This is a genomic window from Streptomyces sp. NPDC047000 (assembly GCF_040644295.1).
In the GTDB taxonomy this organism is placed as follows: Bacteria; Actinomycetota; Actinomycetes; order Streptomycetales; family Streptomycetaceae; genus Streptomyces.
In genome coordinates, this window is the sequence record NZ_JBEYWE010000025.1 from 37,970 (window position 1) to 60,848 (window position 22,879).

Annotated in this window: 21 protein-coding genes; 9 read left to right on the forward strand and 12 right to left on the reverse strand. The window is 73.2% G+C overall.

Annotated features, from left to right (window positions below):
* Window positions 1-112: 112 nt before the first annotated feature.
* Window positions 113-505, reverse strand: a complete 393-nt coding sequence (locus ABZ862_RS29950; RefSeq protein WP_360964695.1) for an ankyrin repeat domain-containing protein — start codon at window positions 503-505, stop codon at window positions 113-115.
* Window positions 506-703: 198 nt separating this feature from the next.
* Here ABZ862_RS29950 and ABZ862_RS29955 point away from each other — a divergent pair, with 198 nt between their 5' ends.
* Window positions 704-898, forward strand: coding sequence for a hypothetical protein (locus tag ABZ862_RS29955; RefSeq protein WP_360964870.1), 195 nt, complete (start codon window positions 704-706; stop codon window positions 896-898).
* A gap of 45 nt (window positions 899-943) precedes the next feature.
* Window positions 944-2,596: a hypothetical protein gene (locus ABZ862_RS29960; RefSeq protein ID WP_360964698.1), complete on the forward strand. Its 1,653-nt coding sequence runs from the start codon at window positions 944-946 to the stop codon at window positions 2,594-2,596.
* Window positions 2,597-2,867: 271 nt separating this feature from the next.
* On the opposite strand, the gene ABZ862_RS29965 is transcribed toward ABZ862_RS29960, so the two are convergent.
* Window positions 2,868-4,367 (reverse strand): PLP-dependent aminotransferase family protein, encoded by a 1,500-nt coding sequence (locus ABZ862_RS29965; protein WP_360964701.1) that lies wholly within the window; start codon window positions 4,365-4,367, stop codon window positions 2,868-2,870.
* 210 nt (window positions 4,368-4,577) lie between these two features.
* Between ABZ862_RS29965 and ABZ862_RS29970 the strand changes: the two genes are divergently transcribed.
* From ABZ862_RS29970 to ABZ862_RS29985, 4 genes are all read left to right on the forward strand, one after another.
* Window positions 4,578-5,210, forward strand: a complete 633-nt coding sequence (locus ABZ862_RS29970) for a hypothetical protein (RefSeq protein ID WP_360964873.1) — start codon at window positions 4,578-4,580, stop codon at window positions 5,208-5,210.
* Entirely contained in the window at window positions 5,207-5,983 is a 777-nt protein-coding gene (locus tag ABZ862_RS29975) for a glycerophosphodiester phosphodiesterase (RefSeq protein WP_360964704.1), read from the forward strand. The genes ABZ862_RS29970 and ABZ862_RS29975 overlap by 4 nt, the downstream gene beginning before the upstream one ends.
* A gap of 64 nt (window positions 5,984-6,047) precedes the next feature.
* Window positions 6,048-7,424 carry an MFS transporter gene (locus ABZ862_RS29980; protein WP_360964707.1) on the forward strand — a complete coding sequence of 459 codons (1,377 nt, stop codon included), beginning with the start codon at window positions 6,048-6,050 and terminating at the stop codon, window positions 7,422-7,424.
* Between the two features lie 255 nt (window positions 7,425-7,679).
* Window positions 7,680-8,054 (forward strand): RNA polymerase-binding protein RbpA, encoded by a 375-nt coding sequence (locus ABZ862_RS29985; RefSeq protein WP_360964710.1) that lies wholly within the window; start codon window positions 7,680-7,682, stop codon window positions 8,052-8,054.
* 147 nt (window positions 8,055-8,201) lie between these two features.
* On the opposite strand, the gene fxsA is transcribed toward ABZ862_RS29985, so the two are convergent.
* The 4 genes from fxsA to ABZ862_RS30005 all read right to left on the reverse strand — a co-directional run bounded on the left by fxsA (window position 8,202) and on the right by ABZ862_RS30005 (window position 12,316).
* Window positions 8,202-8,783 carry an FxsA family membrane protein gene (gene fxsA / locus ABZ862_RS29990; RefSeq protein ID WP_360964713.1) on the reverse strand — a complete coding sequence of 194 codons (582 nt, stop codon included), beginning with the start codon at window positions 8,781-8,783 and terminating at the stop codon, window positions 8,202-8,204.
* 114 nt (window positions 8,784-8,897) lie between these two features.
* Window positions 8,898-9,692 (reverse strand): polyprenol monophosphomannose synthase, encoded by a 795-nt coding sequence (locus tag ABZ862_RS29995; RefSeq protein WP_360964716.1) that lies wholly within the window; start codon window positions 9,690-9,692, stop codon window positions 8,898-8,900.
* A 363-nt stretch (window positions 9,693-10,055) separates the two neighbouring features.
* Window positions 10,056-11,696, reverse strand: a complete 1,641-nt coding sequence (locus ABZ862_RS30000; protein ID WP_360964719.1) for an amidohydrolase — start codon at window positions 11,694-11,696, stop codon at window positions 10,056-10,058.
* Window positions 11,697-11,875: 179 nt separating this feature from the next.
* On the reverse strand, window positions 11,876-12,316 hold the full coding sequence (locus ABZ862_RS30005; protein WP_360964722.1) for an Lrp/AsnC family transcriptional regulator: 441 nt from the start codon (window positions 12,314-12,316) through the stop codon (window positions 11,876-11,878).
* A gap of 231 nt (window positions 12,317-12,547) precedes the next feature.
* Here ABZ862_RS30005 and ABZ862_RS30010 point away from each other — a divergent pair, with 231 nt between their 5' ends.
* A complete protein-coding gene (locus ABZ862_RS30010; protein WP_360964725.1) occupies window positions 12,548-12,985 on the forward strand; it encodes a hypothetical protein in 438 nt (145 codons plus the stop codon).
* A gap of 147 nt (window positions 12,986-13,132) precedes the next feature.
* Here the strand turns inward: ABZ862_RS30010 and ABZ862_RS30015 are convergent, their stop codons facing one another.
* Window positions 13,133-13,795: a TetR/AcrR family transcriptional regulator gene (locus tag ABZ862_RS30015; RefSeq protein ID WP_360964728.1), complete on the reverse strand. Its 663-nt coding sequence runs from the start codon at window positions 13,793-13,795 to the stop codon at window positions 13,133-13,135.
* A 233-nt stretch (window positions 13,796-14,028) separates the two neighbouring features.
* On the reverse strand, window positions 14,029-15,423 hold the full coding sequence (locus ABZ862_RS30020; RefSeq protein ID WP_360964731.1) for a peptidase C39 family protein: 1,395 nt from the start codon (window positions 15,421-15,423) through the stop codon (window positions 14,029-14,031).
* A 290-nt stretch (window positions 15,424-15,713) separates the two neighbouring features.
* Here ABZ862_RS30020 and ABZ862_RS30025 point away from each other — a divergent pair, with 290 nt between their 5' ends.
* Window positions 15,714-16,388 carry a hypothetical protein gene (locus tag ABZ862_RS30025; RefSeq protein ID WP_360964734.1) on the forward strand — a complete coding sequence of 225 codons (675 nt, stop codon included), beginning with the start codon at window positions 15,714-15,716 and terminating at the stop codon, window positions 16,386-16,388.
* 459 nt (window positions 16,389-16,847) lie between these two features.
* Window positions 16,848-18,728, forward strand: a complete 1,881-nt coding sequence (locus tag ABZ862_RS30030) for an AAA family ATPase (RefSeq protein WP_360964876.1) — start codon at window positions 16,848-16,850, stop codon at window positions 18,726-18,728.
* A gap of 110 nt (window positions 18,729-18,838) precedes the next feature.
* Here ABZ862_RS30030 and ABZ862_RS30035 read toward each other — a convergent pair whose 3' ends face one another.
* From ABZ862_RS30035 to hisG, 4 genes are all read right to left on the reverse strand, one after another.
* Complete coding sequence (locus tag ABZ862_RS30035; RefSeq protein ID WP_360964737.1) at window positions 18,839-19,942, reverse strand: hemolysin family protein; 1,104 nt, start codon at window positions 19,940-19,942, stop codon at window positions 18,839-18,841.
* Window positions 19,939-21,264 carry a hemolysin family protein gene (locus ABZ862_RS30040; RefSeq protein WP_360964740.1) on the reverse strand — a complete coding sequence of 442 codons (1,326 nt, stop codon included), beginning with the start codon at window positions 21,262-21,264 and terminating at the stop codon, window positions 19,939-19,941. The genes ABZ862_RS30035 and ABZ862_RS30040 overlap by 4 nt, the downstream gene beginning before the upstream one ends.
* Window positions 21,265-21,487: 223 nt before the next feature.
* Window positions 21,488-21,970 carry a PH domain-containing protein gene (locus ABZ862_RS30045; RefSeq protein ID WP_360964743.1) on the reverse strand — a complete coding sequence of 161 codons (483 nt, stop codon included), beginning with the start codon at window positions 21,968-21,970 and terminating at the stop codon, window positions 21,488-21,490.
* A 13-nt stretch (window positions 21,971-21,983) separates the two neighbouring features.
* Window positions 21,984-22,832, reverse strand: coding sequence for an ATP phosphoribosyltransferase (gene hisG / locus ABZ862_RS30050; protein WP_360964746.1), 849 nt, complete (start codon window positions 22,830-22,832; stop codon window positions 21,984-21,986).
* Between the last annotated feature and the right edge of the window lie 47 nt (window positions 22,833-22,879).

Here is a 22,879-nt window from a genome sequence, read left to right on the forward strand (position 1 = left end):
GTGAATCACGACGTCATGATGACTCGCGGGTTTCTCCCGCCGCGACCGTATTTCCGGCGGCCCTTTACCGCCTCCCCCGTTTTTTGCGTTCTCGCTGGTCAGAACGGTGGGATCAGCGTGTACCGAACAATTCCAGAAGTTCCGTCCGGGCGAACATCCGGGCGGTGTCGACCGCCGAGGGGGTGCCCGCGGCCGGATCGGCACCGCTTTCCAGAAGCGCCTCGATCACTTCCCGCTCGTCCTTGAAGGCGGCCCCGGCGAGCGGGGTCTGGCCCCGGTCGTTGATGCGGTCCGGTGCCGCGCCGCGGGCGAGCAGCGCACGCACCGTGCCGGCGTGGCCGTGATAGGCGGCGAGCATCACGAGCGTGTCGCCGCGGTCGTTGGTGAGGTCGGCCGGTACGCCCGCGTCGACGTACGCCACGAGTGTCTCGGTGCGCCCCTGCCGCGCCAGACCGAAGATCTTGGTCGCGAGCTCGACGACCTCGGGGCCGGGACCTTCACTCATCGACGGGACCGCCTCTCCACTTCGCGTGAATCGCCAGCGTACTGGGTCGCGCCACCGGGAAGAGCGGCCGCTCAGGGCTCCGCCGAACGAGGGAAATCCGACCCGATTCCTCCATTTGCACCTTTTATCGTATGGATACATCCTGTGATCCTGGAAGTACTCATGGTGACTGTCCCCTTCGACACCAGGAGAAACCCCATGATCCTCTCCATCTCAGGCGTCATCCTGTTCGGCGTCGTCGTCTTCCTCTTCTTCCGCAAGGACGGGCTCAAGGGCTCGCACGCCGTGACGTCGGCCCTGTTCGGCTTCTACCTCTCGAGCACCGCCATCGCCCCCAGCATCAAGGCAGGCGGCGAGAGCCTGGCGAGCCTGCTCGGCGGCATCAGGTTCTGACACCGCCCGTCCCGTCCGTCCCTACCACCTCTCCAGGAGACAGCAGTGGCCCGGCGCCCACTACCCCGCATCCTGAGCACCGGCGGCGCGCAGTTCGCCCGCGGCCGGCAGCTGGCCCGGACGGCGGCCGACAGTGCCACCGACGTCCTCCACCCGCTGATCACCCTCACACGTGGTCTGCGCCGGCTGGCCTCGGCCGGGCGGCGCAGGTGGGCGGCGACCCCGAAGGACAGGCGCGGGCCGCTGCTGTTCCTGATCGCCTCGCTGGTCCTGGCCGTGGCCCTGGTGCCGTACGGGCCGCCGCTCGCCGCCATCGCCCTGATGGCGGCGGCCGCATGGCTGGGACGCGACCGCACCCCGGCGGCCGACGGCGCCGACGCCTCGCGGGCAGAACGGCTCCGCTCGCTGTACGAGGCCCTGGTCCCCTCCTTCTCCACGGCCGATGACCCGGCGCCGCTGTACGCGCACGGCGGGGAGTGGGGGAACGCGTTTCCCGTCTACGAGTTCGACACCGGGGGCCGGGTGTCCCACCTCGTGATCCGCTACCCGGCCTACTTCCCGGACGGGGAGCCCGACGCACGGGTCCGTGTCGAGCATCTGCTCACGGCGAAGGCGGGCCGTGAGCGCGAGTACCGGTTCGACTGGGACGAGGAGGCCAACCAGCTCACGGTCGCCGTCCTCGCCCCCCTTCCCACCGACATCACCGCCCAGCCCTTCGTCACCGCGCCCGGCGAGACGGTCCTGGGCCTCACCGACCCGTCCCGGGTACAGCGCACGCTCCCCCTCACCCACGCGACGGAGCAGCGCGATGTGCCGCCGGTCGTCTGGCGCACCGGCGTCCGCTCCACCGAGCCGCATCTGCTGGTCGTGGGCCAGCCGGGCAGCGGCACCTCGACGCTGCTGCGGTCCGTGGTCCTGCAGGCGCTGCGGCACGGTGACGTGCTGATCGCCGAGGGCGGCGGCACCGGCGAGTACGCCTGTCTGACCGGCCGGGACGGCGTCCTCGCGGTGGAGAGCGGGCTCGCCGGGGTGCTCACCGGGCTGGAGTGGGCGGCCACCGAGACGGAGCGCCGGCTGATCGCCGCCAACCGGGCGAGGCAGGCGGGCGACCCGCCGCCGGACGACACGAAGCGGCCCCTGTGGGTCGTCGTGGACCGGCCGAGCCTCTTCACGCATCTCGCCGCCGCCGACGACCACAAGGATCCCCAGGCCCTCCTCCAGGTCCCCCTGAGACACGGGCGGGCGGCCAATGTGACGGTGGTGGTGGCCGAGCAGTTCGACAGCGCGGACACGCTGAGCGACGCCGTACGGCAGCACACCCGCGCGCGTGTCGTGCTCGGCCCCGCGACGGGCGCGCAGCTGGAGGCCGTGCTCGGAGCTCCCCCGCACACGACTCCGCCCGCCCATGTGCCACCGGGGCGCGGCTACGCGCGGCTGGGGAGCGGTCCCGTCCTGCGCCTCCAGGTACCGGCGACCCCGGACCCGTACGACGACTCGGCCGACGCCGCCGGGCGTGAGGCGGTGCTGTCCCTGCTGCCGCCCCGCTCGACACCGGCGGACACCAGACCGGACCTCCGCAAACCGGACACCCCCCGGGCGGAGCCGGAGAAGGAGCCGGGAGAAGGGCGCGGGCCCGAGAAGACGTTGCGCGCCGAGCCGGTCGGGGCGGTGGAGGCCATGGCGGCCGAGGGGCCCTAGGCGGCCGTCACGCCACGGGGGCGGGTGCCGCGGTGACGACCGTCATGCCGCGGTGGCAGCCGTCACGCCGCGGTGGCGGGCCGGCCGATGGATCGCGGGCGGTCAGGGCGGGTGGCGGGCTGCCAGGGTGGGTGACGCACGGGCCGGGCGGGGGCCGGGAGGGTTTTCGCCCCCGCCGCCCCTTCCCGTTCCCGTCCCTGGGGGCTGCCGCCCCCAGACCCCCGCCCACAGACCTACAGCCTCAGGCCCCCGGTCGGCGGGTTGCCTGGTGTCATGCCGCGAAGGTGCGGGGTGTCTCCGTGGCCGCGCCGGTGCCTGCCGCGACCAGGCGGGTGGCCGCGGCCAGGCGGGCCGCCGCCTCGTCGGCCACCGCTCCCGCGACGGTGAACGGCAGCCGTACGTAGCCCTCGAACGCACCGTCGACGCCGAACCGGGGTCCGGACGGGACCCGCACCCCGAGCCGCTCCCCCGCCTCGGCGATCCGGGAGCCGGAGAGACCGCCCGCCCGGGCCCAGAGGACGAGGCCGCCCGAGGGCACCTCGAACTCCCAGGCGGGCAGCTCGCGCCGGACCGCCGTGACCAGCGCGTCGCGGTTGCCGCGCGCCTCCTCGCGCCGCAGGTCGACGGCCTTCTCCCACCCGCCGGTGGTGAACAGCCAGTTCACGGCCAGCTGCTCCAGCACCGGCGTCCCGAGGTCGGCGTACGCGCGCGCGGCGACCAGGCTGCGGATCACGTCGGGCGCGGCACGCACCCAGCCGATGCGCATGCCCGCCCAGAACGCCTTGCTCGCCGACCCCACGGTGATCACGGTGGACCCGGCCGGGTCGAAGCCGCACACCGGGCGCGGCATCTCGACGCCCTCGTCCAGCCACAGCTCGGTCATCGTCTCGTCGGCGACGAGCACGGTGCCCGCGGAGCGGGCGGCGTCCACCAGCCGGCGCCGCTGGTCGTCGTCGGCGAGGGCACCGGTGGGGTTGTGGAAGTCGGCGACGACGTAGGCGATACGGGGCGCGGCGTCGCGCAGCACCTGCCGCCAGCGGTCCACGTCCCAGCCGGTGAGGCCGTCGGCCATCGCGACCGGCACCAGACGCGCGCCCGCCTCCCGCATCAGCTGGAGGATGTTGGCGTAGGAGGGCGACTCGACGGCGATGCGTTCGCCGCGTCCGCCGAAGAGATGACAGATGGCGTCCATGGCGCCCATCGCACCGGTCGTCACCATGATCTGTTCGGGCATCGTCGGTATCCCGCGCGCGGTGTAGCGCTCGGCGAGCATGGAACGCAGCGCCGGGAGGCCGGCCGGGTAGTCGCCGTGGGTGTGCGCGTAGGGAGGCAGCTCCTCCAGGGCCCCCTGGACGGCGCGGGTGAGCCAGGGCTCGGGCGCCGGGAGCGCCGCACTGCCGAGGTCGATCATCGAGCCGAGCGCCTCGGGAGGCAGCGGTTCGAGGCCGCGCGCGGGGATCGGGTTCCCCGCCGGGACAGCCGTCCAGCTGCCCGCGCCGCGCCGCGACTCCAGGAAACCGTCGGCGCGCAGCACCTCGTAGGCGGCGGCGACGGTCGTACGGCTGACGGTCAGGGCGGTGGCCAGTTCACGCTCGGCGGGCAGCCGGGCGGCCACCGGCACGCGGCCTTCCAGGACCAGCAGCCGGACGCCGTCGGCGAGGGCGCGGTAGGCGGGAGGGCGGCGGCTGCCGGAGCCGGCCGGACGGTCCTGCTGGGACATGAGCAGCCGCGCGAGCTGCGCGGCCCCCACCGCCGAGGTCCACTGCGCCATGCAGATCAGTCCACCTTCCCCGGATTGGCCATGGATGGCATTCACTCCATGGCCACAGAGTGTCACGGGTCGGTCCACATCCACCACCGGGGGTACCCCTTGCCGGCCCATCACCGCCCGCCGTTCCGGCTCCGCCGGCCGTTCCCGCTCCGCCCGCCGTCCCGGCTCAGGGTGCCCGTCCGAAGCGGGTCCGCCGCCCCGCGCCGCCTGATGCGTCGGCTGGGCCGGCTGTACGCCGGTCTCGCGCTCTACGGCGCCAGTTCCGCGCTGCTCGTCGAGGCGCGGCTGGGCCTGGAGCCCTGGAACGTCCTGCACCAGGGTCTGGCGGCGCTGACCGGTCTGACGATCGGCACGGTGTCGATCGTGGTGGGTGCGGCGGTGCTGCTGCTGTGGATACCCCTGCGTCAGCGGCCGGGCCTCGGCACGGTGTCCAATGTCTTCGTGGTCGGCCTGGCCCTGGACGGCACCCTGTCCCTGGTGCCGGAGGTGGGGGCGCTCGGCGGGCGGATCGCGCTGCTGCTCGCGGGGATCGTGCTCAACGGGGTGGCGACCGGCCTGTACATCTCCGCCCGGTTCGGTCCCGGCCCGCGCGACGGCCTGATGACCGGTCTGCACCGGCGCACGGGCCGCTCGGTCCGTCTGATGCGCACGGTGGTCGAAGTGGCGGTCGTGCTCACCGGCTTCGCCCTGGGCGGCACCCTCGGCATCGGCACCCTGCTCTACGCGGTGTCGATCGGCCCGCTCGCCCAGCTGTTCCTGCGGAGGTTCGACGTCCCGACGGCATCGGACGGCAGTACGGTCGTTGCCACCGGGTCACCGGCGGGGGCCATACTGCCCCGGTGACCTCGCGCACCGGCCTCCCCCGCCATCCGTACCTCGATCATCCGGGGCCCATCCCCTTCGCCCACCGCGGCGGGGCCGCCGACGGTCTGGAGAACACCGTGGCGCAGTTCCGCCGCGCGGTCGACACGGGCTACCGGTACATCGAGACCGACGTCCACGCCACGGCGGACGGCCGCCTGGTCGCCTTCCACGACGCGACCCTGGACCGGGTGACCGACGGCGCGGGCCGGATCGCCGATCTGCCGTGGCAGGCCGTACGGCAGGCGCGGGTGGCGGGGAGCGAGCCGGTGCCGCTCTTCGACGAGCTGCTGGAGCTGTTCCCCGAGGTGCGCTGGAACGTCGACGTCAAGGCGGAGCCGGCGCTGCGGCCGCTGCTGGAGCTGCTGGAACGGGCCGGTGCCTGGGACCGGGTGTGCGTGGGCTCGTTCTCGGAGGCGCGGGTGGTGCGTGCGCAGCGGCTGGCGGGGCCGCGCCTGGCGACGTCGTACGGTACGCGCGGGGTGCTGAACCTGCGGCTCAGGTCCTGGGGTCTGCCGGTCGCGGTGCGCCGGTCCGCGGTGGCCGCGCAGGTGCCCGAGTCGCAGTCGGGCATCCCGGTCGTCGACCGCGCTTTCGTGCGCACCGCACACGCGCGCGGGCTGCAGGTGCACGTATGGACGGTCAATGAACCCGATCGGATGCACCGGCTGCTGGACCTGGGCGTGGATGGCATCATGACCGATCACATCGACACGTTGCGCGAGGTCATGACCGACCGGGGCGTCTGGGCCTGAGCCCCGGCGCCGGCCGGACCCGGCGCCTTCGTACAGCACCTTCGGCGGGGAAGCGAGGGCACGGGTGAGCATCGGCACCGTGCGGGTGGAGGCGGCCGGCGAGGCCGCCGGGCGGCGGCGCGAACAGCACGGCTGGTATTTCTACGACTGGGCCTGCTCCGTCTATTCGACGAGCGTGCTCACCGTGTTCCTGGGTCCCTATCTGACGTCGGTCGCCCGGCACGCCGCGGACGCGGACGGATTCGTGCATCCGCTGGGCGTGCCGCTGCGGGCCGGATCGTTCTTCGCCTACTGCGTGTCCGCGTCCGTGGTCGTGGCGATCCTGGTGATGCCGGCGGCGGGTGCCGCGGCCGACCGGACGGGCCGCAGGAAGCCGCTGCTCGCAGCGTCCGCCTACACCGGCGCGTCCGCGACGACGGGGCTGTTCTTCCTGGACGGGGACCGCTATCTCCTCGGCGGGCTGCTGCTGATCGTGGCGAACGCGTCCGTGGCCGTGTCGATGGTCCTCTACAACTCCTTCCTCCCGCAGATCGCCCCGCCCGAGGAACGCGACACGGTGTCCTCACGCGGCTGGGCCTTCGGCTACGCGGCAGGTTCGCTGATGCTGGTCGTGAACCTGGTGCTGTTCTCCGCGCACGGTTCCTTCGGCCTGTCGGAGTCGGCGGCCGTACGGATCTGTCTGGCCTCGGCGGGTCTGTGGTGGGGCGCCTTCACGCTCGTCCCGCTGAAGCGGCTGCGGGACCGCCGTACGGCACCGTCACCGGCGGCGCCGGCATCGGCACCGCCGCCGGCATCCGCGGGGCACGGCTGGCGGCAGCTCGCCGCGACGGTGCGCGACATGCGCGGCAAGCCGCTCACCCTGGCCTTCCTGCTGGCCTACCTGATCTACAACGACGGCATCCAGACGGTGATCTCGCAGGCGTCGGTGTACGGCTCCGAGGAGCTGGGGCTCGGCCAGTCGACGCTGATCGTCGCCGTGCTGATGGTGCAGGTGCTGGCGGTGGCGGGCGCACTCGGCATGGGACGGCTCGCCCGGGTCCACGGGGCGAAGCGCACGGTTCTCGGTTCACTGATCGCGTGGACCCTCACGCTGGCCGCCGGGTACTTCCTCCCGGCCCGGGCCCCGGTGTACTTCTTCGCGCTGGCCGCCGGCATCGGTCTCGTGCTCGGCGGCAGCCAGGCGCTGTCGCGGTCCCTGTTCTCCCATCTCGTCCCGCCGGGCAAGGAGGCCGAGTACTTCTCCGCGTACGAGATGAGCGACCGGGGTATGAGCTGGCTCGGTCCGCTGCTGTTCGGGATCACCTACCAGCTGACCGGGAGCTACCGTTCGGCGATCGTCTCGCTCGTGGTGTTCTTCGTCATCGGATTCGTGCTGCTGGCGCGGGTCCCGGTGCGGCGGGCGATCGCGGACGCCGGAAATCCCGTTCCGAAGATTATTTAGCGCTGGACGGGAAAGGGCGGTAGTGTACGCGTTTGGCCTGCCAGGCGTACCGTTACTGCGCGTCAAAGGTGCCGAAACGCTGGGTGACATCTGCTGGCAGATGTGACAAACCGGGCGCCGGTGGGTACAACAAGGGGCGGCTACGACGGCGACGCATCACCCGGAACGGGAATCTTTACCGCCGACCGGACGTTGACCGGATGACGACGACAGCGACACCTGTCCTGTGGGCGACAAGCCCGGGAGGCACGATTCATGAGTGAGCGAGCTCTTCGCGGCACGCGCCTCGTGGTGACCAGCTACGAGACCGACCGCGGCATCGACCTGGCTCCGCGCCAGGCCGTGGAGTACGCATGTGAGAAGGGGCACCGCTTCGAGATGCCCTTCTCGATCGAGGCGGAGATCCCGCCGGAGTGGGAGTGCAAGGTCTGCGGGGCCCAGGCACTTCTCGTTGATGGCGACGGCCCGGAGGAGAAGAAGGCCAAGCCCGCGCGTACGCACTGGGACATGCTGATGGAGCGGCGCACCCGCGAGGAACTCGAAGAGGTCCTCGAGGAGCGTCTTGCCGTTCTCCGCTCCGGCGCGATGAACATCGCGGTTCATCCCCGGGACAGCCGCAAGTCCGCATAGTCCCTGCGGGCCGAGCCGTTTGACAGCACACGCGAACAACCGCGGGCGCCGTACGTGAGATCTTCTCCACGTACGGCGCCCGCGGTTCTGTCGTTCCCACCGTGCCGCGCCCACCGTGCCGCGCGGACCCCGAACGCGCAGGGCCGCTCAGCGGGTCAGCGGCGGGCGCTGCTCCCAGGGGTCGCCGCCCGGCTCTCCCCCACCGGGGCCGTCCGGGCCGTCGTCCCGTACGACCTCGCCCTGGACGACCTTTCCGTCCGGGCGGTGCACACGGGCCTGCTGGAAGGCGTCGCCCAGGCTGCCCGGGGCGGCGGCACGCAGCCTGCGGTCGAGAGCGCGTTCCGTCCGACGCCCCAGCGCCTTCTGGACCGGCGGGACCAGCAGGAGCAGGCCGAGGGCGTCCGATATCAGGCCGGGCAGGATCAGCAGCAGCCCGCCGAGCATCATCAGCCCGTTGCCGCCGCCCCGCGACGGGGAGCCGCCGCTCTGAAGGGCCTCGTTGAGGTTCCGGAAGGCCCGACGGCCCGCGTGCTTGACGACCGCCGAACCCGCGACGATCCCGGCGAGCAGCAGCAGGAAGACCACCAGGCCGCTGGTGGCCCCGGCCACCACGGTCAGCAGCCAGATCTCCAGCACCAGCCACGCCGCGACGGCCAGCGGCAGGAATCTGCGCGGCCGGGAGCGCCGGGACCGGGCGGGGGCGGAAAAGGTCGGAGCGCCAGTCGTCATGCTTCCAGTGTGCCCGGGCCGGGCTCAGCACGGGATAAAAGGGGATCCGCCGTGAGCGAAGGCCCTCCGGCGCGGGCGGCGTCCGGCGGCGCGGGCCGCCGGGGCGCCACGGTCCTACGCCTGCTTGCCGCGCCCGGTGATCTTGCCGACGCGCTCCCCCACGCCCCAGGTCGTCACCCGCCACAGCGCCTCGACGAGGATGTCGCGGCTCATCTTGGAGTCGCCGAACTCGCGCTCGACGAAGGTGATGGGCACCTCGACGACGTGGTAGCCGGCCTTGACGGCGCGGCGCGCCAGGTCGACCTGGAAGCAGTAGCCCTGCGAGGCGACCTCGTCGAGGCCGAGGCCCTCGAGGGTCTCGCGGCGGAAGGCGCGGTAGCCGCCGGTGATGTCGCGCAGCGGCAGATCGAGGGCGAGGCGGGAGTAGAGGCTGCCGCCGCGGGAGATGAACTCGCGGGACTTGGGCCAGTTGACCACCCGGCCGCCCGTCACCCAGCGGGAGCCGAGGACGAGGTCGGCGCTCTTGAGCGCGGTCAGCAGGCGGGGCAGTTCCTCGGGCTGGTGGGAACCGTCGGCGTCCATCTCGACGAGCACGCCGTAGCCGTGCTCCAGGCCCCAGCGGAAGCCCGCGAGGTAGGCGGCGCCGAGGCCTTCCTTGCCCTTGCGGTGCAGGACCTGGACGTGGTCGTCCTGGGCGGCCAGCTCGTCGGCGAGCTTGCCGGTGCCGTCGGGGCTGTTGTCGTCGGCCACGAGGACGTGCGCCTCGGGGACGGACTTCCGCACCCGGCCGACGATGGCCTTGATGTTCTCCGCCTCGTTGTAGGTGGGGATGATCACCAAAGCCGTGCCGAGCGGGCCGAACCGCCTCGCCTGGGCCGGTGCCCCGTGAGTCCCGTCGCCGTCGTTCACTGCTGCCCCTTCATGTCGTACACAGGGGACCACCATAGTGGCCACGGCCTGCGCGGACAGGGCAGGACGTTCGTACGGTGGTGTCGATTCCACAAGAAGGGGGTAAGAAGACGTATCCGGGTGACCCTGGGGCGTTTGTCCTATGTACGCGTGACCGGCAACCGCACAGGCGACTGAGCGTCCGGGCCCCGTCCGGTCACGCGTCCGGTGGTGGACCCGGCCGAACCTGCCGGCCCTCCGCCGTCGGCTGTCAACAGCCGCCCCGCCCGGGGCGTCGCCGGGAAGGGCCAGGTCGGCGGGGAGGACGCGCAGGTCGCGCGTCGGGGCCACGGACGGCCGGCGAAGCCTCGCCCGGCCGGGAGATCACTCGCCCGGCCGTACGAAGACGGTCCGGCCGCCGACCACCGTGCGCAGACAGACCGGCAGGTCATGGCCGGGGGTCAGGTCGGGCAGGCCGGGGGTGCCGGAGCGGGGGTCGGTGGACCAGCGGGCGACCCGGTCGTCGGGGGCCTGGACGACGAGGTCGCCGGTGCGCCACACGGCGTAGTCGGCCGGTGCCCCCGGCACCAGGGCGCCCGCGTCGTCCCGGCCGACCGCCCGCCAGCCGCCGCGGGTGTGCGCGGTGAACGCGGCGCGCACCGAGATCCGGTGCTCCGGGGTGCGGTGGAAGGCGGCGGCGCGGACCGTTCCCCAGGGGTCGAACGGCGTGACGGGGCTGTCGGAGCCGAAGGCCAGCGGGACACCCGCGCGCAGCAGGGCCGCGAAGGGGTTGAGCGTGCGGGCCCGTCCCGCACCGAGGCGCCGGGCGTACATACCGTCCTCGCCGCCCCACAGCGCGTCGAAGGCGGGCTGCACGGAGGCGGTGAGGCCCAGTTCGGCGAAGGCGGCGACGGTCGCGGGCGTGAGCATCTCGGCGTGCTCGACGCGGTGGCGGGCGGCGCGGACCCGGTCGAGGCCGGTCTTCTCGGCGGCGGCCCGCACCCCCTCGACGACGGCGCCGACGGCGGCGTCGCCGATGGCGTGGAAGCCCGCCTGGAGTCCGGCCTCGGTGCAGGCGACGACATGCGCGGCGACGTCGGCGGCGTCGAGGTAGGCGGTGCCGGTGTGGCCGGCGTCGGTGTAGGGCCGGTGCAGGCACGCGGTGTGGGAGCCCAGGGCGCCGTCGGCGAAGAGGTCACCGGCGGCGCCCGCGGCGCCGAGGTCGCGGGCGCGTGTCACGCCGTCGTCGCCCTGTTCGGCCCAGTAGCCGACGACCCGCGGGCCGGGTTCCCCGGCGGCGAGCCGCAGCAGGCCGGTGAAGTCCTCCTCGGAGGAGATCTGCGGGCCGCCGCACTCGTGCAGGGAGCCGATACCGAGGGAGGCGGCCCGGGCCAGGGCCGCGCGCTGGGCCTCGGTGCGCTGGGCGGGCGTCACGGCCGCGAGCGCCGCCACCCGTACGGCGTGGTGGGCGTCCTTGGTGAGGGGGGCGTCGCCGGACGCGTCGAGGCCGGGACAGAGGTCGAGGAGAGCCGTCGTCACGACCGCCGAGTGGACGTCGATGCGGGACAGGTACAGCGGGCGTCCGCCGGTCGCCTCGTCGAGCTCGGCGCGGGTCGGCGGGCGTCCACCGGGCCAGCGGGCGGCGTCCCAGCCGTGGCCGAGCAGGACCCGGTCGCCGGGGCGGGCGGCGGCGAAGTCCCGGACCCGGGACAGGGCCGACTCCAGCGAGGGCGCGTCGGAGAGATCCAGGCCGGTGAGGGCGAGGCCGGTGGCGGTGGTGTGGACATGGGCGTCGGTGAACGCCGGGGTGACGAGCGCGCCGTCGAGGTCGATCACCTCGTCGGCGGCGTCGGCGAACGCGTCGGCTGCGCCCTCCGAGCCGACCCAGGCGACCTGGCCGCGTTCCACGACCATCGCGGTGGCGAAGGGGTCGGCGGGGCTGTGGACCTCGCCGCGGCGGAGGAGGACGGTGGTCGGCTCGGGAGGCCCGGAGGGTCCGGTGGGTCCGGGGGTGCGCTCGCTCATGCGGGACAGTCTCGCGCCTCTCCCCCGGCGGCCCGCACACGGGTGCCCCCGTACGCCCGCGCGGCCCACGCGTACCGCACCGGGCCTGACCGCTGTCCAGGGCCCGGATCCGTTCTCGCCGGGGCAACGGCCGTGCGGCCGCGGGCGCGGGGCACCCGCGGGGTCGGGGGCCCGCGGGCTCAGATGCGCGGCGGCCGGGCCTCGTAGGGGGTCGAGAGGACGACGGTGGTCCGGGTCGAGACGCCCGCCAGGCTACGCACCCGGGCCAGCAGTTCCTCCAGCTCGTGCGGGGTGGCCACACGCACCTTGAGGATGTAGTTCTCGTCGCCGGCGACACTGTGGCAGGCCTCGATCTCGGGCACACCGGCCAGCCGGTCCGCGATGTCGTCGGGGGCGCTGGGGTCGAACGGTTTCACCGAGATGAAGGCGGTCATGGGCAGCCCCACGGCCTCCGGGTCGACCACAGCGGCGTACCCGCGGATGACACCGCGCTGCTCCAGCCGGCGCACCCGCTGGTGCACGGCCGACGTCGACAGACCCGTGGCCCTGCCGAGGTCGGTGTAGCTCATCCGCCCGTCCTTGACGAGCAGCTGCACGATCTGACGGTCCAGCTCCTCCATGGCGCAAGAACCTACAGTGCGGCTGACCTCCTCGGACACCTGGGCGGCCCGGGTCATGCCCGGTTCGTGATGTGGCGAGGGCGGCACGGCCCGGAACCACGTGTGACCAAGACCACAGCACGTGGGCGCTCTGCGTCACCGTCACACGATTACCGCGGAGATCGACAGGGAAATGCTTGCTGTGGTCGGGGCCGCAACGCCGCCCCGGCCCAGCCCGAGGGGGAGAATCCCATGCAAAGTCTCAAGCGCCCTGGTCGTACCACGTCCAAGCGGCAGCAGCCGGTCGTCGAGCCCGAGCCGGAGGGCGTCGAACTCCACGTCCTCGACGGTGAAGAGGCCGACGACTACGACACGTTCGACACCTACCGGGTGATCTGCCCGGACTGCGCGCAGTCCATCGCGCTGCTGACGGGCGAGGAGTCCCTGCCCGAGCACGCGCTGTGCGCCTCACCCTGGAACCCGTTCGGCCTGACGGTCTGCGCCGGCACCGGCCGCGCGGCCTCCGAGGCCCGTTCCACGGACGAGTCCTTCGAGCCCCAGGAGCAGCGCACGGCCGTCGTGCTGACGCTCCCTCAGGGTCTCGACTGGCGTATGCAGCCCTTCTCGCACGTCGGAGGCCCGGGGTCACGCCCGATGCGCGTACCGGCGATGCACCGCCAGGCCGCCTGAGCGGTTCCGCTCGGCATCCCCCGTTCTTCCCGCGCTTCGGCGCGCGGTTCGCCGTGCCACGGTGCGCCGCGCGCCGGTCCGGCAGGTCTCCCCGGCCATGCCTCGGCCCCGGCGGGCCCACCGGGCAACCGGCGTCCCGCTGACGGGTCAGACGGCGCGGCGGGCGGGTCCCGGGGCCCGGCAGGACGGGTCCAGTTCCTCGATGGCGCGCAGGGTGCCGCCCAGGGTCCTGACCAGCAGGGCGCACATGCTCTCGCGGGGCAGCTCCGGGTGGGAGATCCAGTCGAGGGTGGCGCCCTCGACGCTGCACACCCAGGCGAGCAGGCCCATGCGGGCCAGCGGCGGAATGCCGGCGCGGCCGTAGGAGCCCTCGGCGAGGGTCTGGACGATCACCTCGCGCACGCTGTCGCGGATGGCCTGCACCTCCGCGTCGAAGCCGACGCCGCCGCTGACGATGGCCCGGAAGGCGGCCTGATTGTGCTCGGCGTACCGCAGGTAGCCGTCGATGGTGCGCTGGAGCCTTTCCACGGGCGGGAGTTCGTGACCGCTCGCGGCGAACGAGACCAGCGTGGCGACGGAGTCGTGGACGATCGCGAGGTAGTAGCCGCGCTTGGAATGGAAGTAGTAGTAGATGAGGCCCTTGGCGACCCGGGCGTGCCGGGCTATGTCGTCCATCGAGAGGGCGTCGTAGGGCCGGTCGGCGAACAGCTTCCGGCCGATGGCGATGAGTTCGGCGCGGCGCGCCGCCGAGCGCTCGGTGCCGCGGGCACCGGGCCGGGTCGCGGTGCCGGACTGTTCACTCGTGTTCAATTCGCACCCTGGTCTCAACGGGCGGCAGGACTTCCGCAGTATGTCAGGTCATCCCATGGCTGGAATGCCCCCGAGATGCCCCCGCGGACAGACCTCCGGACGCCGGGCCGGACGCCGGGCCGCGGCCGACGAGTCACGCGTGGCAGGTCAGGGACGGCAGGTCGCGGACGGCAGGGCGCGTCGGCCGCACGCCGAGGGCCCCGGCGCGTCGCGGGAGCCCTCGGCGGAGCGGTTCAGCGGACGCCGACCGCCGCGAGCGCCCGCCGCTGACGGGGTGTCGGGCACGCGGGGAAGTAGAGGTAGCAGACGCCGCCGGTGCCGGAGACGACCTTGCCGGAGGCGTTGTACCGCTTGGTCCTGAGCCAGATGTTCTCGAATTCACGCCGGGCGTAGACGCGCCGTACCGCCTCGTCGTCCGGCGAGGCCGGGTCGTTGGCGACGATGTCGCCGTCCGCGGTGAAGCCGATCACCGTCATCAGATGGCCGGAGGTGCCGTAACCGGCGCCGGTCAGCTCGTCCTTGAGGAAGGACTGGGAGGTGATCGCCGGGATGCCGGCCGCGATCAGGGTCTCCAGGTCGGTGAGCGAGGCGAGCCGGGTGACCACGCCCTGCAGACCGGGGAAGGTCGCCGCGTAGGCCGCGTTGAACGGCCAGTTGCCGCAGCCCTTGTACTGGTGGTCGTAGGTGTACCGGGCCGCGTGGTCGACCTGCGGGTCGGCGTAGGACGGGTCGACCCAGGACAGCTGCTCAGGGGTGAGACGGCCGCCCCAGTACTCGATGATCATCTGTGACGAGGTGGGGCTGCACCAGGCCTCGCCGCCGTTGTCGTACTCGGGGTACTGGCCCTTGTGGATCTCCTGCGAGTAGCGCGGCACGTCCAGTTCGCGGGCGGGGCCGCCGGGCGTGGTGGCGGGGACCGTGAAGCGGTCGGGGATGTCGGAGGCCATCGCGCCGAGCCGCCGCACCACGGGGGTGAGGCGTGTGCCGGGCCGGCGGTAGAGGGTCAGGCGCAGCCGGTACGACACGAGGCGCAGCCCGGTGCTCGGGTCGTCGACGGCGAACGTGTCCGTCCAGACGCTGCTCCTGCCGTCGGTCTGGCCGTCGACCGAGGTCCGCCTGATGTCCTGGTCGCCCGCCGCCCAGCGGCCCATGACGTACCAGGGGGTCTGTGTGCCGTCCGAGTAGCCGCCGCTCAGTTCGGCCTGGATCCAGGTGCCGGGCGGGGTGTCGGCGTTCCAGGAGGCGACCGCCTCGGTGGCGGGGACGGTGAGCCGGTGGAGGGGCGAGGTCCAGGTGGCGTACTCCCAGCTCGCGGTGGTGCCGGTGTGCGGGTCGGTGTAGTCGGTGGTACCGGCCGGGGCCGCGATCGTGACGCCGGGGCGGGCGCCGGCCTGCACGCGTACCCCCGCCGCCGTGCCGGAGTGCCAGTCGGCGTACGTGGTCCAGGCCCGGTAGTCGATCGGGCGGCCCGGAGTGGCCGCCGGTGCCGGGCGGGCCGGGGTGCCGCCGGAGAGCTCCGCGGCCCCGGGGCCGGTCGCGGCGGACGCCTGACCCGCCCCGCCGGTCACCGCGGCGACGACGGCGGCGGTCAGAACAGTTCTGCGGGACGGCTGTTCGGCTCTGCTCATGGGTGGAGGCCCCCAGGTGGTGGTCCGAAGGTGTGTGGTCCGGAGGTGGTGGTCCGAAGGTGTGGTCCGAAGGTGTGGTCCGAAGGTGGTACGGGCGGTGGTCCGGGCCGGGCAGGTCCGTTGCGCGGTTGTCCGGCCAACTATGGCCGCAGGCGGGCCGGTCGGGCCAGCACCACGGGCCGCGCCGCGCCCACCGTCATCGGTCTCGACCACTGGCGTGAGCCTCCGGGGCGACCGACCGCACCGCCGACCCGCGCCTCCGGCCCGCCACCCCCGCTAAACTGCTGGCGATGACCGTGCCGGCGCCCGCCGCCGGTGCCCCGCCCCGCCCCCCGGGATGCACCATTCACGACCTCGCCAGGCGGCTGCGCGCCCTCCCCCCGTCCTGCGGTCCGGTCCGCCTCGTCGGTGTCGACGGACACGCCGGATCCGGCAAGTCGACGTTCGCCGCCCGACTGGCCGCCGCGCTCGGCGGGGTGCCGGTGCTGCACCTCGACGACCTCGCCAGCCATGACGAGCTGTTCGCCTGGGCGGACCGGCTGCTGACGCAGGTGATCCTGCCGCTGAGCCGCGGGGAGCCGGCCGCGTACGCGCCCTACGACTGGCGGGTGCGGCGCTTCGGTCCGCCGCGCGCGCTGCCGGCCGCGCCGGTGGTCCTCGTCGAGGGGGTCGGCGCCGGCCGCCGGGCCCTGCGGCCGTATCTGGCGATGCTGCTGTGGATGGACCTGCCGCCCGGGCCGTCCTGGGCGCGCGGGCGGCGGCGGGACGGGGCCGGACAGCGGGAGTTCTGGGACGGGTGGGTCGAGGCGGAGCGGCGGCATTTCGCCGAGGATCCATCGCGGCCGTTCGCCGACGCGCTGGTACGGGAGTCACACCAGGGGTACGAGGTGCTTGGCGGGCCGCGTGGGACCACGGGACCGGACCGTACGGTGACCCGCTGTGACGGGCCCTCGACGGGGCACTGAAGGCGTACGGCGACACCCGGGGGAACTCGACCGAGTGCTCCAACTCCGCTTGACCGGGGGGCCGTACAGGTCTTACGTTCTCAAGGAGCGACCCGATGCGGTCGTCCTCAGTCGCGAAGCCCCCGGTTGTTCCCCCGTGATCGGGGGCTTCGTTCTGTCCGCGGGCGGTCACGCGTGCGCCGTGCGCTGCGCTCCGCTCACCCTGGGTGACCGTTCTTCCGTGGCGCCTCCGCCCCCTTCCGCGGCCTGTCCTCGTCGAACGTGCTGTACGGCACCCTTCGATGACCCGCCCGGCCACGGGTACGATGCCCTCGGTGCGACCTTCGGGCTGCTGCGCGCACCTGGCAACTCCGGTCCGCGGCACAGCGGTTCGGCCGAGTCGGCCGTCGGGCGTCCGTCCGGTGGCGAGGGGACACCCCCCTGGCCAGCGGGGGCACGGTTTTCTGGGTGGGGGACGTGATGGACTTCGGCACGACGGGCTCCGAGGCCCCTGCCGACCTCGCCTGGCTGCGGGGGGTCGACGCCTACACGATGGGCGCCTACCCGCAGGCGGAGGAGGAGTTCCGGGCCGCGGTGCGGATGGACCCCGGGATGGCGGACGGGTGGCTCGGGCTGCACGCGCTGCGCGTGGAGACGACGACCGCGCTGCTGCGGATGCACCGGCACCGGGAGCGTTTCGGGGAGCAGCGCGCACGGCACCGCCGTACGCTCAACTCCTGGTACTGGCTCGGGTGGTGGGTGCAGCCGGTGCTGGAGAGCCCGCGCGATCTGCTGCTCGCCCACGCCTCCCACTGGCTGGACGGCCGGCACGTGCCCGAGCTGGACCGGGCGCTGGCCGGGCTGCCGCCGGTGGACACCGACCACCAGGTGCGCTTTCTGCACGCGTGCCGCGCCTATCTGGTCAAGGACTGGGAACAGCTGATCCGGCACACCGACCCGCTCCACGACGACACCCTCCTCAACATCGAGGCGGGCCTGTTCGGCGGCATGGCCCGGGTGCGGCTCGAGATGTACGGGCAGGCCGAACCGCTGCTCGCGGCGGCCCTGATGCGCTGCCGCAGCGAACAGCCGCAGCGCAAGGAGCTGCGGTACTGGCTCGCCAGAGCCCACGAGGGCACCGGCCGGTCGGCTGCCGCGCTCCCTCTGTACCGAGCGGTGCACCGCGCCGACCCGGCCTTCATGGACACCTCGGCCCGGCTCGCGGCGATAACCGACTCCGACGGGTACGACGGGTACGACGAGGTGGGCGACCTCGCGGCGATCACCCTCACCGGGGCCGGGCAGGACAGCGTCGACGGTCCCGACGGCTTCGATCCGCTGTTCGGCACCGAGGGCCGCGATCTGCGCTTCACGGACACGGATCTGGCGCCGGCGGGACCCCTGCCGTCCGTCGTGGACCCCACCGTCCGGGAGAAGGCGTCCGGCGCCGCCTCCGCCTCCGCTCTGCCCACCGGGCCCACCGATCCGGCGTTACTCGAGGAGGCGCTCGCCGAGCTGGAGCGGATGGTCGGCCTCGAACCCGTCAAGCGCCAGGTGAAGGCGCTGTCGGCGCAGCTGAACATGGCGCGGCTGCGCGCCGGTCAGGGGCTGCCGGTACAGCCGCCCAAACGGCATTTCGTCTTCTCGGGCCCCTCCGGCACGGGCAAGACCACGGTCGCCCGCATCCTGGGCCGCGTCTTCTACGCCCTCGGGCTGCTCGGCGGCGACCACCTCGTGGAGGCCCAGCGCGCCGATCTGGTGGGCGAGTACCTCGGGCAGACCGCCGTGAAGGCCAACGAGCTGATCGACTCGGCGATCGGCGGTGTCCTGTTCGTCGACGAGGCGTACGCGCTGTCCAACTCCGGCTACGGCAAGGGCGACGCCTACGGTGACGAGGCGCTGCAGGTGCTGCTGAAGCGGGCCGAGGACAACCGCGACCACCTGGTGGTGATCCTGGCCGGGTACCCGGAGGGCATGGACCGGCTGCTGGCCGCCAACCCCGGTCTGTCCTCCCGGTTCACCACCCGCGTGGACTTCCCGTCGTACCGTCCCCTCGAACTCACCTCGATCGGTGAGGTGCTGGCCGCCGAGAACGGGGACGTGTGGGACGAGGAGGCGCTCGAGGAGCTGCGCTCCATCGCCGGGCACGTGGTGGAGCAGGGCTGGATCGACGAACTGGGCAACGGCCGGTTCCTGCGCACCCTGTACGAGAAGAGCTGCGCCTACCGCGACCTGCGGCTGTCCGTCTACCCGGGTACCCTCTCCCGCGACGACCTGGCCACGCTGCGCCTCCCGGACCTGATGCAGGCCTACGGCGAGGTCCTCTCGGGCCGCGCTCCCCAGGACCCGTCGGCCCCGTGACCACGGCGGGAGCACCGCTCGCCGGAGAGTGACACGGGGTGCGGGACGGCCCGCCCCGCCCGGCCGTGACCGGGCCGGGCCGCCGTGCGGGGCGGCCCGGCAGGGGCCGGTCAGCTCGCCAGGGCCTGTGCCTCCTCCGGGTCGCCGGAGGTGCGGGGTTCGGCGAGTTTCGGGGGCGGGGGTGTCGGCGGGGTGTCGCGGTGTGCGGGGTCCTTGACCTCGCCGACCAGGAGTTCGAGGACGTCCTCCAGGGCGACCAGGCCCAGCACCCTGCCGGACGCGTCCGCGACCTGGGCCAGATGGGTGGCCGCCCGGCGCATCACCGTCAGTGCGTCGTCCAGGGGGAGTTCGGGCCTGAGTGTCGTCATGGGGCGCCAGATCTGCTGCGGCACCGCGCGCTCGGAGTCCTCCAGGTCGAGGACGTCCTTGACGTGCAGGTAGCCCATGAAGGCGCCGTTCTCCGCGGCGACCGGGAAGCGGGAGTACCCGGTGCGGGCGGTGAGCGCGACGACCTGCCCCGGCGTGGCCGACGGCGGCACCGTCACCAGGGACTCCCGGCGCAGCAGGACGTCGGTGACGGGGCGGGAGCCCAGTTCGAGGGCGTCCTCCAGGCGCTCCTGCTCCTCCGGGTCGAGGAGGCCGGCCTGGCCGGAGTCCTCCAGCAGCCGGTTGAGCTGCTCGCTGGTGACGACGGCCTCGACCTCGTCCCTGGGCTCGACCCGGAACAGCCGCAGGATGCCCCGGGCGCAGGCGCCGAGCGCGACGGTGATGGGCCGGCACACCCGGGCGAAGGCGACCAGGCCGGGGCCGAGCCAGAGCGCGGCCTTCTCCGGGGCGGCCATGGCGAGGTTCTTCGGGACCATCTCGCCGATGACGAGGTGGAAGAACACCACTCCGGCGAGCGCGATGACGTAGCCCAGCGGGTGGATCACGCCGTGCGGCAGGTGGATCCACTCGAACACCGGTTCCAGCAGGTGCGCGACCGTGGGTTCGGCGACCGCGCCCAGGGTCAGCGAGCAGACGGTGATGCCGAACTGGGCGGCGGCCATCATCTGCGGCAGCCTTTCCAGGCCGTGCAGCACCTGGCGGGCCCGGACGGTGCCCACGGGTTCGATCTGGCTGCGCCGGACCGAGACGAGGGCGAACTCGGCGCCGACGAAGAAGCCGTTGGCCAGCACGAGCAGTGCGGCGAAGACCAGTTGGAGCACGCTCATCGCACGACCTCCGCCATCACGCCGGTGCGCACGAGACGGACCCGTTCGGCGCGGTAGTGCCCGACCTGGCGCACCGAGAGACGCCAGCCGGGCAGCTCGGCGCGGTCGCCGGGGACGGGGATCCGGCCGAGCAGGTCGGCGACCAGGCCGGCCACCGTCTCGTACGGTCCCTCGGGCACCTCGAGGCCTATCCGCTGGAGGATGTCGACCCGGCAGCTGCCGTCGGCCTCCCAGGCGGGCCGGCCGTCCTCGGACGGGGCGGCGGCGAGTTCGGGCAGGTCCTGGCCGTCGTGCTCGTCGCGCACCTCGCCGACGATCTCCTCGACGATGTCCTCCAGGGTGACGACGCCCGCCGTGCCGCCGTACTCGTCGACGACGACCGCGATGGGCTGCTCGTTGCGCAGCAGGGCCAGCAGCGGCTGGACCGGCAGGGTCTCGGGGACCAGCACGGGCTGCATGGCGATCCGGCCGACGGGGGTGCGCAGCCGGTCGTGAACGGGAACGGCCAGCGCGTCCTTGAGGTGGACCATGCCGACGATCTCGTCGATCTTCTCCCGGTAGACGGGGAAGCGGGACAGGCCGGTGGCACGGGTCAGGTTGACGACGTCCTCGGCGGTCGCGGAGTTCTGCAGTGCGCTGACCCGCACCCGCGGGGTCATGACGTGCTGCGCGGTCAGGTCGCCGAGCGACAGCGTGCGGACGAACAGGTCGGCGGTGTCCTGTTCGAGGGCGCCGGCCTGTGCCGAGTGGCGGGCCAGGGAGACCAGTTCGCCGGGGGTGCGGGCGGAGGCCAGTTCGTCGGCGGGCTCCACACCGAGGGCGCGGACCAGCCGGTTCGCGACCGTGTTGAGCGCGGCGATGACCGGGCGGAACAGCCGAGAGAACCGGTGCTGCGGGCCCGCGACGAACCGCGCCACCTGCAGCGGCCGGGACACCGCCCAGTTCTTGGGCACGAGTTCACCGACCACCATCTGCAGGGCCGAGGCCAGCAGCATGCCGACGACCACGGCGACGCCGGAGACGGCGCCCCCGGGCAGGCCGGTCGCGGCGAAGGGGCCGCGCAGCAGCCGGGCCAGGGCCGGTTCGGCGAGCATGCCGACGACGAGAGAGGTGATGGTGATGCCGAGCTGGGTGCCGGAGAGCTGGAAGGACAGCTCCTTCAGCGACTCGACGACCGTGCGGGCCCGCCGGTCGCCGTCGGCGGCGGCCTTCTCGGCCTCCGGGCGCTCGACCGTCACGAGGCCGAACTCGGCGGCCACGAAGAAGCCGTTGGCGAGAATGAGTACGAAGGCCGCTGCGAGCAGCAGCAGGGGGGTGGTCATGGGGCCACCCCTTCCGTGTGTGCGCGGCTGCGGTCCGCGCTGTGTGGGGAGGGGGCGGCGCAGGTACTGCCAGACGATCCGTCCATCGCCGGAGAGGGTCACTCCTCGGGTAGCAGGAACCCCCCGTGCGCCGGGCGGCGCGGCGGGGGCGGAGGCGCAGCGAAAACGCCTCCGTCAACAGATTAATCAAGACACGCGCGGATGCGGCAGGGTCGGCGTCCGGTCAGCCCTGATCCCGGCCCGGAGGTGGCGTCGACCTGGCCTCGGTGAGCGCCCGCAGCGTACGGGCGTCCTCGATGGCCCGCTGCCTGGCGATACCGGGCTGGATGCCCAGGGCGGGCAGGCTGGTGCCGTCGCTGAGGTTGAGGAACACCCACGGGTCGCCGGGGCGGAGGTTCACCTGGAGGATCTCCGCCCAGGCCAGCCGCCGCCGGCTCGCGATGTTGACGACGGTCACACCGGACTCCTCGGCGACGACCTTCGGCCGGGCCAGCAGGAGCAGCACGCCGCTGAGCAGGGCGGCCGTGAGCACGAAGCTGAGGCGCTCGCCCGGGCCGAGCTGCTCGAGCAGCAGCGCGACGACGGTGATGACGACGAAGATCGCCGCGGCGGCCGACAGCAGCACGAGCCGGGTACGGCCGGGCCGGAAGGTGACGGGCAGCGCCGGGAGCCGGGACGCGGCCTGGGGATCCGGGAGGTCTGGCATGGCGGGCCCGGTCTCAGAGCCGGCAGGCGTGGATGGCCGTGGTGAGGATGGCCCGCGCGCCGAGGTCGTAGAGGTCGTCCATGATGCGCTGCGCCTCCTTGGCCGGAACCATCGCGCGGACGGCGACCCAGCCCTCGTTGTGCAGCGGCGAGACCGTCGGGGACTCCAGGCCCGGGGTGAGCGCGACCGCCTTCTCCAGCTGCTCGACCCGGCAGTCGTAGTCCATCATCACGTACGTCCGGGCCACCAGGACGCCCTGGAGGCGGCGGAGGAACTGCTGGACCTTGGGCTCGTCGGTGCCGGCGCCGGTGCGCCGTACGACGACGGCCTCGGACTGCATGATCGGCTCGCCGAAGACCTCCAGGCCCGCGTTGCGCAGCGAGGTGCCGGTCTCGACGACATCGGCGATGATCTCGGCGACGCCGAGTTCGATCGCGGTCTCGACGGCCCCGTCGAGGTGGACGACGGAGGCGTCGACGCCGTGGTCGGCGAGGTGGCCCGCGACGATGCCCTCGTAGGAGGTGGCGATCGTCTTGCCCTTGAGATCGGCCGTGCCGTTCGCCTCGCCCGGCCTGGCGGCGAAGCGGAAGGTGGAGCGGGCGAAGCCGAGCGGGAGGATCTCCTCGGCCCGGGCGCCGGAGTCGACCAGCAGGTCGCGGCCGGTGATGCCGATGTCGAGGCGGCCGGAGGAGACGTAGATCGCGATGTCGCGGGGGCGGAGGTAGAAGAACTCGACCTCGTTGACCGGGTCGACGGTGCGCAGTTCCTTGGACTCCCTGCGCTGGCGGTAGCCGGCCTCATGCAGCATCTCCGCCGCAGGGCCGGAGAGGGAACCCTTGTTGGGGACGGCGATGCGCAGCATGAGATCGGCTTCCTTCGCGTGGAGCGGCGGGTCTGGGGGTGCGTGCG